Consider the following 11,812-nt stretch of genomic DNA (forward strand, 5'->3'; position numbering starts at 1 on the left):
GTGCTACAGCGCGTTGCGCAGGCTGAGTGGCTCGGGGTGCGGCTGCAGGTAGGCCTGCTCGGCGATGTAGCGGTCCGGATGGCGGCGAAAGTGATGCTTGAGCAGCGTCAGGGGCACCACCAGGGGCACGATGCCGTCGCGGTACTGGCCGATCAGCTGCTGCATTTCCTGCTTCTCGTCGGCGCTCAGGGCGCGCTTGAGATAGCCGCTCAGGTGCTGCAGGACGTTGCTGTGGGTACCACGGGTGGCGCATTTTTTCAGTGCGCTCATCAGCTCACTGAAATACTGCGGCGCCAGGTCGGCGAGGTCATAGTCGGCGAGCCGGCCGAGCAGGCGGCCGAGCGACTTGTAGCGCATGGGGTCGGTGGCCATGAGCAGGTATTTGTAGCGCGAGTGGAAGGCGATCAGCGCGCGCCGTGTCAGGCCCTGTTGCAGCAGGCGCTGCCATTCGGCGTGGGCGTAGACGCGGGTGATGAAGTTCTCGCGCAGTACCGGGTCGTTGAGGCGCCCGTCTTCCTCCACCGGCAGGTCCGGGTGGCGTGCGCAGAACGCGGCGGCGAAGATGCCACGTCCCGGTTCGCTGGGGCGCCCGCCCTCCTGGTACACCTTGACCCGCTCCAGGCCACAGGACGGCGACTGCTGCATGAAGATGTAACCGCTGATGCCTTGCAGTTCGCTGGCCATCCGCTCGGCGTAGGCCGCCAGGGCGTCGGTGACGTCACGTGAACGGTCGACCGTGCCGACCGCACGCGGTGCCTGCGGATCGCCGACCAGGCGGATCGGCTCGCGCGGAATCGGCATGCCGATGCCGACCTCCGGGCACACCGGGATGAAATCGAAGTGCTCGGTCAGGCTGCGGCTGCACAGGCGTGAAAGCTTGTGGCCGCCGTTGTAGCGGACCTCGGCCCCCAGCAGGCAGGCGCTTATACCCAGCTTGGCTTTGCTCGCGTGCATGACCAGACCTCCAAGATCTTGTACACAAGGCTGTCCGTGTACAATTTCTGTTTATCTTAGAGGTGCTGTTGTACAAGTCAAATTCTTTGTACAGCTTTTGTATCGCTATTGGTCGCGATTGATGATGTGCTGACAGCTATCAGCGCCAGCCTTGCAGCCAGCGTTCGGTATCCTGCAACTGTCGCCAGTCGAGGTGCTGGCTGCGGCGGGTGAGCACCGCCTGCAATTCGACCGCGAGGACGTCGTCGTCTTCGTCGCGAATCAGTTCGGTGACCAGGAAATGGCGCTCGCGATTGCGCGGCTGCACGGCCGTCCATTTCGACAGCAGCAGCTTGCGTGGGTTGAGCCGGCGTTTTTCGGGCGGGCTCATTGCAGGTGTTCGAGCAGCCGCCGGGCGACGTCCTGGCCGCTGAGCCAGGCCCCTTCGACCCGGCCGGACAGGCACCAGTCACCGCAGGCGTACAGGCCCAGGTCGGCATCGGCCAGCGCCCCCCACTGGTGCGTCTGCGCCGGGCGCGCGTAGAGCCAGCGGTGGGCGAGGGTGAAGCTCGGTGGCGGTACGGCGCAGCCGATCAGCTCGGCGAAGGCGCCGTGCAGCTGCTCGATCACGGCTTCCCTGGGCAGGTCCAGGTGCTGCCGGCTCCAGACGCTGCTGGCGTGCAGCACCCAGGTGTCCAGGCGGTTGTCGCGACCGGGTTTGCTGCGGTTGCGCGCCAGCCAGTCGAGCGGGCTGTCCTGCACGAAGCAGCCTTCGACGCGCGTATCCAGTGGCGTGTCGAAGCCCAGGGCCACGGCCCAGGTCGGCTCCATGATCACGCTGGCGGCAGCCCCGGCGAGCTTCGGCGCCGCGGCCAGCAGGGCGCTGGCCTGTGGCGCCGGCGTGGCGATGATGACTTGGCTGTAGGGGCCGTGACTGTTGCCCTCGGCATCCTGCAGGCTCCAGTAGCGATCACCGCGAAAGACTTCGGTGATGCGGCAGCTGAACTTCACCGGCAGCGCGCCGAGCAGGGCGCGGGTGATCGCGCTCATGCGCGGGCTGCCGACCCAGCGCAGCTGTTCGTCCGGTGAGGCGCTGAGCAGGCCATCGCGGGCGTTGTACAGGCCTGGGGTCCATTCCGCGACCCAGCCACGGGCCTGCCACTGCTGGACCACTTCGACGAAGCGCCGGTCACGCGCGGTGAAGTACTGGGCGCCGAGGTCCAGGCTGCCGGCATCGCTGCGCTTGCTGGCCATGCGCCCACCGCTGCCACGGCTCTTGTCGAACAGTTCGATCTCTAGCCCGGCGGCATGCAGGGCCTGGGCGGCGGAAAGCCCTGCGATACCGGTGCCGATGATGGCGATGGGTGCGTTCATGGTTACCTCGTCAGCGCTGAATGCATTACAGGCTACGGTTTGGACAAAAGCTATACAAGAATGTTTTCATGTACAGCTGTCGCCGAAAGTGCTGCTCCCTTGCTTTAGGTTTAGGACAAACGCGGCACCTGTGCGCGTCATAAACCAGACTAAAGGCGAAGTTTCTTCCAATGCCATGCGAGGACGATGCCATGCATATCCTGCTGACCGGCGGTACCGGCCTGATCGGTCGTGCGTTGTGCGCCCACTGGACCGAACAGGGTCACCGTCTCACCGTCTGGAGCCGCCAGCCGGGCAAGGTCGCGGCGCTCTGCGGCGCGGATGTCCGCGGCATCGCCCGCCTCGATGAGCTGGGCGAGGAGCCCCTGGATGCGGTGATCAACCTGGCCGGCGCGCCGATCGCCGACCGTCCCTGGAGCAGCAAGCGCAAGGCGCTGCTGTGGGCCAGCCGTATCGGCCTCAGCGAACAGCTGCTGGCCTGGCTGCAGGCTCGCGAGCAGCGTCCCGCCGTGCTGCTGTCGGGTTCGGCGGTGGGCTGGTACGGCAACGGCGGCGAGCGCGAGCTGGACGAGAGCGCCCAGCCGGTCACCGAGGACTTCGCTGCACAGCTGTGCGGTGCCTGGGAGGAAACCGCGCTGCGTGCCGAGGCACTGGGCATGCGCGTGGTGCTGCTGCGCACCGGTCTGGTGCTGAGTGCCGATGGTGGCATGCTCAAGCGCCTGCTCCTGCCATTTCGCCTGGGCGTCGGCGGCCGGCTTGGCGATGGTCGGCAATGGATGCCCTGGATCCATATCGCCGATCAAATCGCCCTGATCGATTTTCTCTTGCAGCACGCTGACGCCCGCGGTCCTTATAATGCCTGCGCGCCCATCCCGGCGCGCAACGCCGAGTTCACCAGGGCGCTGGGCCAGGCACTGAGCCGCCCGACCCTGTTGCCGGCGCCGGCGTTCGTCCTGCGTGCCGCGCTCGGGGAGATGTCCGAGCTGCTGCTCGGCGGCCAGCGTGCGCTGCCGAGGCGTCTGCTCGAGGCGGGCTTCAGTTTTCGTTTCACCCATCTGGATGTGGCTCTGGTCGACCTGCTGAGCCATCAATGACTAGGATTTCGCATGACCGATCACGCATTGTTGCTGGTTAACCTGGGTTCGCCCGCGTCTACCGAAGTAGCCGATGTCCGCCGCTACCTGAACCAGTTCCTGATGGACCCCTATGTGGTCGATCTGCCCTGGCCGCTGCGTCGCCTGCTGGTGTCGCTGATCCTGATCAAGCGCCCGGCGGCCTCGGCGCATGCCTATGCCTCGATCTGGTGGGAGGAGGGTTCGCCGCTGATCGTGCTCAGCCGTCGCCTGCAGGACGCGATGAAGGCGCACTGGACGCACGGCCCGGTCGAACTGGCCATGCGCTATGGCCAGCCGTCCATCGAGTCGACCCTGCAGCGCCTGGCTGCGCAGGGCATTCGCCAGGTCACCCTGGCGCCGCTGTACCCGCAGTTCGCCGACAGCACCACCACCACGGTGATCGAAGAGGTCAGGCGGGTGGTGCGCGAGCGCGGTCTCGACCTGCGCCTGTCCAGCCTGCCGCCGTTCTATGACCAGCCCGAGTACCTCGATGCCCTGGTCGCCAGCGCCAAGCCGCATCTGCAGCAGGGCTTCGATCACCTGCTGCTGAGTTTCCACGGTCTGCCCGAGCGTCACCTGCACAAGCTCGACCCGAGTGGCCACTGCCTGAAACGTGACGACTGCTGCCGCACGGCGTCGCCGCAGGTGCTCGCGCATTGCTATCGCGCCCAGTGCCTGCGCAGTGCCGAGCTGTTCGCCGAGCGCATGGGCCTGCGCCCGGAGCAGTGGTCGGTGAGCTTCCAGTCGCGTCTGGGCCGGGCGAAATGGATCGAACCCTATACCGAGACCCGGCTCGACGAACTGGCCGTGCAGGGCGTGAAGAAGCTGCTGGTGATGTGCCCGGCCTTCGTCGCCGACTGCATCGAGACCCTCGAAGAAATCGGCGACCGTGGCCGCGAGCAGTTCGTCGAGGCCGGTGGCGAGAGCCTGCAGCTGGTGCCCTGCCTGAATGACCACCCGGATTGGGTCGCGGCGCTGAAGACTTTGTGCGAACGGGCACCCCTGATGATCTGAGCCTCCGCTCAGCTGGCAACGCCGTGTCGGCTGTAGACGCGGCTTGCCTGATCGGACCATTCGCCTTGGCGGGTATGAAGCATTCGCCGACCTGATAACACCTTCGAGCGATACTCACTGCTCTTTGTATCGTCCTAAGCTGGCGCCTCTATTCAACCGCCGCGCATCGCGTCACGCGGTGCCGAGGAGAGCGTCCGTGCATAACAACAATAACGGCTATCCCTCCAGTACCCGCGCCTGGGTCACTGTCGCCATCCTGATGGTGGCGTACGTCCTGTCCTTCGTCGATCGGCAGATTCTCAACCTGCTGGTCGAGCCGGTCCGCCGCGACCTGGCGATCAACGACACGCAGATGAGCCTGCTGATGGGGTTGTCCTTCGCCCTGTTCTATACCGTCTGCGGCATTCCGCTTGGCCGTGTGGCCGACACCCGCAGCCGCCGTGGCCTGATCGCCGTGGGCATCCTGTTCTGGAGCGCGGCCACGGCTGCCTGCGGCATGGCCAGGATGTACTGGCAGTTCCTGCTCTGCCGCATCGGCGTCGGTGTCGGCGAGGCGGCACTGTCGCCTGCTGCCTATTCGCTGATCGCCGACAGCTTTTCTGCCGAGCGCCGCGCCACGGCGATCAGCGTCTATTCGATGGGACCCTACCTGGGCTCGGGGCTGGCCTTCATGGTCGGTGGCCTGGTCATCCAGCTGGCCTCGGCGCAGGGCGAGGTGACCTTGCCGCTGCTGGGCGAGGTGCGTCCGTGGCAGCTGATCTTCCTCATCCTCGGCGCCGTCGGGGTAATCTTCACCCTGCTGATGATGGCGGTCAAAGAACCGGCACGACGCGGTGTCGGGGCTGGCGTGGCGGTGCCGCTCAGTGAGGTGGGACGCTACATTCGCGCCAACCGGCGGACCGTTTTGCTGCACAACTTCGGCTTTGCCGGCCTGGCGTTCGCAGCCTACGGCAGCGCGGCCTGGGTGCCGACGTTCTACATCCGCACCTATGGCTGGGATGCCAGCCAGGTCGGTATCGTCTACGGCTGCATCGTCGCGGTGTTCGGCTGCCTGGGGGTCGTCTTCGGTGGACGCCTGGCGGACTGGATGGCCAAGCGCGGGTGCAGCGACGCCAACATGCGCGTCGGTCTCTATGGCGCACTGGGTGCCTTGCCGATGGTGGTGCTGTTTCCGCTGATGGACAATGCCTTCTGGGCCAGTGTGCTGATGGCGCCGACGGTGTTCTGCCTGAGCATGCCGGGCGGCGTTGCCGCGGCGGCGATTCAGGAGATCATGCCGAGCTCGATGCGCGGCCAGGCCTCGGCCATCTACCTGTTCGTCATCACCCTGTTCGGCCTGGGCGTGGGGCCCACCGCCGTGGCGCTGGTGACCGATTTCGTCTTCGCCGACGATGCTGCGTTGCGCTACTCGCTGCTGATCGTCACCACCCTGGCGGTGCTGATGTCGATCACCCTGCTGGCCCAGAGCCTCAAACCCTATCGCGAGAGCGTGGTGCGCCTGGAACAGTGGGCGGCCAGCCCGGCTTGAGGCGGTGTTTTTTCGGGCGTGCCGAGGGGGCTTCGGCACGCTTTATGCGCCAGGGCACAGGCTGGACGGAATTTTTGCGCTTTACTGAGGTTCTGAGTGATGCTCGTGCTACTCCGGCGCAGGCCAGCCAGGGAAACTCAGGATGGGAACGAGGCCAACGAACAGTGCAGCCTATTGGCTACGGTGGTGTGTACCGGGGCTGGCTTTGCTGTTGCTGCTGGGTGGTTGCAGCGGCCGTCTGGACAACGATTCCATCGTCTACAAGCGCAGCCCGCTGAAACCGGCCGAACTGTTGCAGAGCGATGTCGACCGCATGGCCACCCTGGCCATGCGCAACAACCTCAACAGCCTGTACCGCCTGATGAACAAGCTCTATCTGCGCAACCCGCGAGAGTGGCGCAAGAGTGCCTTCCCTGACGCCGCCGCCGCCGAGCGCGCGATCCAGCACGCCATCGAATACAACCAGGACTGGCCGACGCTGGGCGGGCGACGCGACGTCGCTGCGCTGGACTACTCGCTCAGTCCTGCGTTCCAGGGGGATCGGGTGGCGGCCTTCACCTACGCCATCGGCAGCATGCTGGTGACTGCCCATGGCGGGCGCACCGAGTTCTACCTGACCGACAGTTTCGATGCGCAGTTCATCCATAACGCCGCGCGCAATCTCGAGAAGGCCGCCTGGATGCTGAGCAACCGCCGTGATGCCGCCGGGCGACCACTGCTGCTGTCCAACGAGATATCGGAGCAGGGCAGCAACCTCAGCTACGCGGTGGAGTTCGGCAAGATGGTGGCGCGCCTCGATCTGCTGACCCATGTGCTCGAGGAGCGCTATCGGCGCATGGGGGCCAACTATGCGCAGAGTCTGTTCCTGCTGAATTTCCTGCCGGTGCAGTAGCGCTTCACTGCATCCAGCGTTGCTGGATCTGCTCCAGGGTGCCGGCTTCGCGCAGGCGCACCAGCGCCTCGGAGAACTGCCGCGCATGTTCGGTATCGTCCTTGGCGAAGGCGACGAAGCGGGGCATCTGGATCAGCGCGCGCGGCAGGACCCGTACCTGTTCCTGGGCGCGCTGCTCACGCACGAAATACAGCAGCTGGGCATGATCGCCGACGATGATGTCGATGCGCCCGGCCAGCAGCATCGACACCAGCTGGCGCGGGTTCTGCGCACTGGTGTCGCGGGACAGCGCCGCGCGGTCGAACTTCTCTTCGTAGGCATAGCCGCGCACCTGGCCGATCACGTAGGGCGACAGGTCGTCGAGGTCCTGCCAGTCTTCGATGGCGGTCTTGGCGGTGGTCATGAACACGGTGGAGCCGCTGCGCAGCGGGCCGACCAGCAGATACTGCTGCTGCCGCTGCGGGGTGCCGGCGAACTGAAAGGCCATCTGCACGTCGCCACGGTCGAGCATGCGCTTGACCCGTTCCCAGGGGTACAGGCGGATCTCGTACGGCACCTGCGCCTCGCGCAGCACCGCATCGACCAGTTCGACATCCAGCCCGCGGGGCGTCTCATCGTCGATGGTGACGAAGCTGTAGGGGGCGAACTGCTCGTCGCCCACCACACGCCATGGCTCCGCTACCACGGGTGCAGCCAGCACCAGGAGAGTGAGCAGCAGATTGCGCATGGCGGGTTTCCTCGTGGCGGGCCTGTATTCAGGCTAGCCAATTTCTGCGAGGAGGGTAGTCGCTCAGACCTTGCGCACGAACTCGGACTTGAGCTTCATCGCGCCAATGCCGTCGATCTTGCAGTCGATGTCGTGATCGCCGTCGACCAGGCGGATGTTCTTCACCTTGGTGCCCACCTTGACCACCAGCGACGAGCCCTTGACCTTGAGGTCCTTGATCACGGTGACGCTGTCGCCATCCTGCAGCGGGTTGCCCACCGAGTCCTTGATCACGCGCACGTCATCGCCCGCGTCGGCGTTCTCGCCGGCTTTCCACTCGTGGGCGCATTCGGGGCAGACCAGTTGATCGCCGTCTTCGTAGGTGTATTCGGAGTTGCACTTGGGGCAGGGTGGCAGGGCGGTCAAGGGAGGTCCTCGGTGAGTGTGGAGAAACCGCAGATTATATAGGGTTTTGTCCGGCAACGCCGCTCTGGAGCGCTGAACCGTCGAGATGCGGGTGTTTAAAATATTGGACTTCCGATTCGCGGCTCACGACCTTGTGTGCGCCGTTATCCGGACTCTTCAGGGTGCTTCGCGGCCGGTTGGCAACTGTCGGGGTGAATGATTTTGCTCACTTTTGTTTGACATATTTTACGGCTCGGGCAGACTGGCAGCAGATTCCGCTGCCGAACCGGGTAACGGGTAGTTGTGTCATCGCCCCGCTCAGGCGCGAGTGGACCCGGTTCGAGCCGCCGTCGGATGGCGGCACTCAGACTCAGGATGAGCCTTGGTGCACGGGGTTAGCCAAACAGGCCATGGGTACGACAGCGGAGACGTTCCGCTGGTATCGGTCTGCACAGCAACGACAGGCCCGGCCTGTCCCAAGGTGACGTATGTCCGACAACAAGATCCGCAACACCCCCCGCAAACCCGTCGTGTTGATGTCCATGGGCACTCAAGAGCGCAAGGGCCACGACTACCAGGTTATGACTCACAAATACATCCAGCCGCTGGTCGACTTTTCCGGTTGCGTACCGGTACTGGTGCCCACCTGCTGCGGTACCGATGATCTCGAACAGTATCTGGACATGGCCGACGGCGTGTACCTGACCGGTGCCGGCAGCAACATCGACCCGGCGCTCTACGGCCAGGAAAACGAGACGCCGAACAAGACCCAGGACCGTGATCGCGACCTGTTCGACCTGCCGCTGATTCATGCCGCCATCGCCCGTGGCCTGCCGATCTTCGCCATCTGCCGTGGCATGCAGGAAATCAACGTCGCGCTGGGCGGCGACATCTACCAGAAGGTCTATGCCGAGCCCGGTTTCAACGACCACCGGGAGAATCCCGATGACCCGGTCGACGTGCAGTACGCGCCGAGCCATGGCGTGCGCCCGGTCGCCGGCAGCTGGTTCGCCGAGCTGATGGGCAAGGACGAGATTCAGGTCAACTCCCTGCACGGCCAGGCCATTCGCAAGCTGGGCAAGGGTGTCGAGGTGCTGGCGACTGCCGAGGACGGCCTGGTCGAGGCGATCCACGCGCCGAGCCTGTCGCCGTTCCTGTTCGCGGTGCAGTGGCATCCGGAGTGGCAGGCCGCGCAGAACCCCGATTCGGTGAAGATCTTCCAGGCCTTCGGTGAAGCCTGTCAGCGCCGCGTCGCCGCACGCAGCAGCCGCCAGGCTGCCTGAGACCAGCCCCTCGGCGCCTGCCTCAGTAGGCGCCTGGCGGCTGTGGCCAGTTCAGGGTCCCGCTGTCACTGAAGCGGCGGGTACCGAACAGGCCATCGGCCAGTTTGCCCCTTAGCACGTAAGGCACTTCCTGGCCGGGGCGGTAGCCGGCCGCACCCCAGGCCTGGCGCATCACCGAAAACGCTGAAATGCTCACCGGTACGCTCAGTACCGTCTCACCGAAGCGCGGCACGCTGCCGCTCTGGTCGCTGACGCCGCTGGCCAGCGGCTGGCCGTTCACATCCAGATCCAGGGCCATGCCGTTGAAGCTCACGGCGCTGTCATTGGGGTTCTGCACCCGCAGCTTGACCGCGAAGCGGACCTCCAGGCCCTGGCCTGGCAGCGGTTCCAGGCCGACCAGGTCGACCCGTAGCGGATCATGATTGCCGAGGCTGGCGCAGGCGCCCAGGGCGGCGGCGAGCAGGGTGATCAGGCAAAGGCGGAGCAGACGGGGCATGGCGATCTTCTCTGGACGTGAATGCGTTCAGGATAGAAGACCACCGGGCGCGGCATTAGCTCCCGGCGCGTTGCCGCGCACTCAGCACCAGCGCGATACCGCCCAGCACGGCAACGGCGCTGAGCAGCAGGCGCAGGGTCAGCGCTTCGCTGAGCAGCAGGCTGCCGCCGAGGGCGGCGAGAATCGGCACGCTGAGTTGCACGGTGGCGGCCTGGCTGGCGTGCAGGCCGGGCAGGGCGCTGTACCAGATGGCGTAGCCGACGCCGGAGGTCAGCGCGCCGGACAGCAGTGCGTAGAACAGCCCCGGCCCATCCCAGTTCAGCTGCGGCAGCACGGCCAGCGCCAGCAGCAACGCCAGGGGCGTGGCCCGCAGGAAGTTGCCGGCCGTCACCGCCAGCGGGTTGCCCTGGCCGCGTCCGAGCAGCGAGTAGGCACCCCAGGCGACCCCGGCCAGCAGCATCAGCAAGGCCGCCTGCAGTGGTGGTGCGCTGGCACCGGGCAGCAGCAGGGCGAGCAGGCCGGCCGTGGCCAGCGCGGTGCCGAGACTGGCGCAAAGGCCCAGGCGTTCGCCGCGCAGCAACCCCCACAGCAGCATGCTCAACTGCACTGCGCCGAACAGCAGCAGGGCGCCGGCGCCGGTGTCCAGCTGCAGGTAGGCGAAGGAGAACGCAGCCGCATAGGTGAACAGCGCCACGGCGCCGGCCCAGCTGCCAGCCGGGGCTTGCCGGTTCTGGCGCAGTTGCAGCAGCAGCCACAGCGTGCATGCACCGGCCAGCAGGCGGACGGCAGTGAAGCTGGCGGCGTCGATGGCCGTTTCGCGCAGGGCCAGGCGGCACAGCAACGAGTTGCCGGCGAACGCCAGCATGGCGAGAGCGGTGAGCAGCAGGGTGCGCGGTGACATCGTCCATCCTTGTCGCAACGGCGGGTGATGTCAGGCAGCTAAGCACGTCAGGGCGGTGGCGTGCATTGGCGGAAGGTCGCAAATCCCTGCGACCTTGGCCTGGCTCGCACGAGCGTGCGCTCTAGAAGTGTGCCTTGACCAGCAGGCTGGCGGTGTTCTGGTCGGTCGGGCCGACGAAGTTGTCGCTGACGTAGCCGCCATCCTTGATGCCGTACTTGTTCTTCCAGTAGTCGTACTCGATACCGACGTACAGCTGCTTCTCGCCCCACTTCAGCGCCTTGCCCAGGTCGTATTTGATCTGCGGGTTGAAGTGCAGGTTGGCGTGGTAGTCGCCGCGGCGGTTGCTGTCGTTGTCCACCACCCAGTCCATGAAGCCATCGATGACGATGTCCGATTCGCCCACGCCAATGGTGTAGCTCCACACCGGGGTGATCTGCCAGACGTTGCTGCCGGCGCGATCGCCATCCGGGGTGCGCAGGTAGGTGTTGAGCTGGAAGTAGTCGAAGCCGGGGATGTCGAGGTCGACGGCCGGGCCGATCAGATAGGCATCGACATCATCCTCGCCGAACTCGTAGGTGGTGGAGATCAGCACATCCTTGATCGGGCCGAAGGAGAGGTCGGCGCCACTGATCTTGCCCAGGGAAAAACGCGGGCTGAATTCGCCGTAGAAAGTGTGGCCATCACCCGCGCCGTTGGTGGCATCGGTGTTGTACTTGATCACGTCGACGAACAGGAACAGGTCACCGAAGCTCCAGCCGCTGGCGTGCTCGAAGGTGACGGTCTGCTGGATCTCCGGGTCGATCTTGAAGTCCTGGCCGTAGAGGTAGGTCAGGCTGTTGTTCTGCCACTGCAGCAGGTCACCGGCGATGGCCTGGCCGCCGGCCAGCATGCCGCCCGCGACGAGCAGCGAAGAAAGGGTGCGATTCATGGAAGCTCCTGGTGGTTGAGACGTGTCGTTATGATTTTTTCTGGCCTGCCCGATCCAGCGGACGGTGTTCGGGGCGTCGTGTCGCGACATCAAGGGGCGCTCCCGGTACTTCGTGAACCTGTCCGCCTGGTCAGGCTGGTGCTGTCAGAGCAAAAACGGCGCCAATTCTCGTGTCTGGCAATACCCTTTTCAAATCAATCGGATAGACGTGGTTTCCGGGTGCGTTCGAGGGTTTTC

The 11,812-nt window shown here is 65.4% G+C and carries 13 protein-coding genes; 5 read left to right on the forward strand and 8 right to left on the reverse strand.

Translation table 11 applies throughout. The features are described 5' to 3' along the window. Positions 1-3: 3 nt before the first annotated feature. From EWH21_RS06460 to EWH21_RS06470, 3 genes are all read right to left on the reverse strand, one after another. On the reverse strand, positions 4-954 hold the full coding sequence (locus tag EWH21_RS06460; protein WP_175253056.1) for a DUF523 and DUF1722 domain-containing protein: 951 nt from the start codon (positions 952-954) through the stop codon (positions 4-6). 139 nt (positions 955-1,093) lie between these two features. Continuing rightward, entirely contained in the window at positions 1,094-1,324 is a 231-nt protein-coding gene (locus tag EWH21_RS06465; RefSeq protein WP_277700079.1) for a TIGR02450 family Trp-rich protein, read from the reverse strand. Then, on the reverse strand, positions 1,321-2,307 hold the full coding sequence (locus EWH21_RS06470) for an NAD(P)/FAD-dependent oxidoreductase (RefSeq protein ID WP_277700080.1): 987 nt from the start codon (positions 2,305-2,307) through the stop codon (positions 1,321-1,323). Before EWH21_RS06470 ends, EWH21_RS06465 begins: the two co-directional genes overlap by 4 nt. A gap of 191 nt (positions 2,308-2,498) precedes the next feature. Here EWH21_RS06470 and EWH21_RS06475 point away from each other — a divergent pair, with 191 nt between their 5' ends. The 4 genes from EWH21_RS06475 (at position 2,499) to EWH21_RS06490 (ending at position 6,856) form a co-directional block, all read left to right on the forward strand. Next, positions 2,499-3,401, forward strand: a complete 903-nt coding sequence (locus EWH21_RS06475) for a TIGR01777 family oxidoreductase (protein ID WP_277700081.1) — start codon at positions 2,499-2,501, stop codon at positions 3,399-3,401. Positions 3,402-3,413: 12 nt separating this feature from the next. Then, positions 3,414-4,436 carry a ferrochelatase gene (hemH, locus tag EWH21_RS06480; RefSeq protein WP_277700082.1) on the forward strand — a complete coding sequence of 341 codons (1,023 nt, stop codon included), beginning with the start codon at positions 3,414-3,416 and terminating at the stop codon, positions 4,434-4,436. Between the two features lie 196 nt (positions 4,437-4,632). Then, complete coding sequence (locus EWH21_RS06485) at positions 4,633-5,964, forward strand: MFS transporter (RefSeq protein ID WP_152488029.1); 1,332 nt, start codon at positions 4,633-4,635, stop codon at positions 5,962-5,964. Positions 5,965-6,106: 142 nt separating this feature from the next. Next, positions 6,107-6,856 carry a hypothetical protein gene (locus EWH21_RS06490; protein WP_051800515.1) on the forward strand — a complete coding sequence of 250 codons (750 nt, stop codon included), beginning with the start codon at positions 6,107-6,109 and terminating at the stop codon, positions 6,854-6,856. 4 nt (positions 6,857-6,860) lie between these two features. Here the strand turns inward: EWH21_RS06490 and EWH21_RS06495 are convergent, their stop codons facing one another. Together EWH21_RS06495 and EWH21_RS06500 are read right to left on the reverse strand one after the other, a co-directional pair. Continuing rightward, positions 6,861-7,583, reverse strand: a complete 723-nt coding sequence (locus tag EWH21_RS06495) for a transporter substrate-binding domain-containing protein (protein WP_152488031.1) — start codon at positions 7,581-7,583, stop codon at positions 6,861-6,863. Positions 7,584-7,646: 63 nt separating this feature from the next. Then, positions 7,647-7,988 (reverse strand): zinc ribbon domain-containing protein YjdM, encoded by a 342-nt coding sequence (locus EWH21_RS06500; protein WP_037046925.1) that lies wholly within the window; start codon positions 7,986-7,988, stop codon positions 7,647-7,649. A 467-nt stretch (positions 7,989-8,455) separates the two neighbouring features. Here EWH21_RS06500 and EWH21_RS06505 point away from each other — a divergent pair, with 467 nt between their 5' ends. Next, positions 8,456-9,250 carry a type 1 glutamine amidotransferase gene (locus EWH21_RS06505; RefSeq protein ID WP_047592383.1) on the forward strand — a complete coding sequence of 265 codons (795 nt, stop codon included), beginning with the start codon at positions 8,456-8,458 and terminating at the stop codon, positions 9,248-9,250. Positions 9,251-9,272: 22 nt separating this feature from the next. Here EWH21_RS06505 and EWH21_RS06510 read toward each other — a convergent pair whose 3' ends face one another. From EWH21_RS06510 to EWH21_RS06520, 3 genes are all read right to left on the reverse strand, one after another. Then, entirely contained in the window at positions 9,273-9,746 is a 474-nt protein-coding gene (locus tag EWH21_RS06510) for an LEA type 2 family protein (protein ID WP_037046928.1), read from the reverse strand. Positions 9,747-9,801: 55 nt separating this feature from the next. Continuing rightward, the gene (locus EWH21_RS06515) at positions 9,802-10,647 is read right to left on the reverse strand and encodes an EamA family transporter (protein ID WP_277700083.1); all 846 of its coding nucleotides are present in this window, start codon (positions 10,645-10,647) and stop codon (positions 9,802-9,804) included. Between the two features lie 121 nt (positions 10,648-10,768). Then, the gene (locus tag EWH21_RS06520) at positions 10,769-11,575 is read right to left on the reverse strand and encodes an outer membrane protein OmpK (protein ID WP_047588025.1); all 807 of its coding nucleotides are present in this window, start codon (positions 11,573-11,575) and stop codon (positions 10,769-10,771) included. Positions 11,576-11,812 lie beyond the last annotated feature (237 nt).

It is taken from the genome of Pseudomonas sp. REST10, assembly GCF_029542605.1.
Lineage (GTDB): Bacteria > Pseudomonadota > Gammaproteobacteria > Pseudomonadales > Pseudomonadaceae > Aquipseudomonas > Aquipseudomonas khazarica.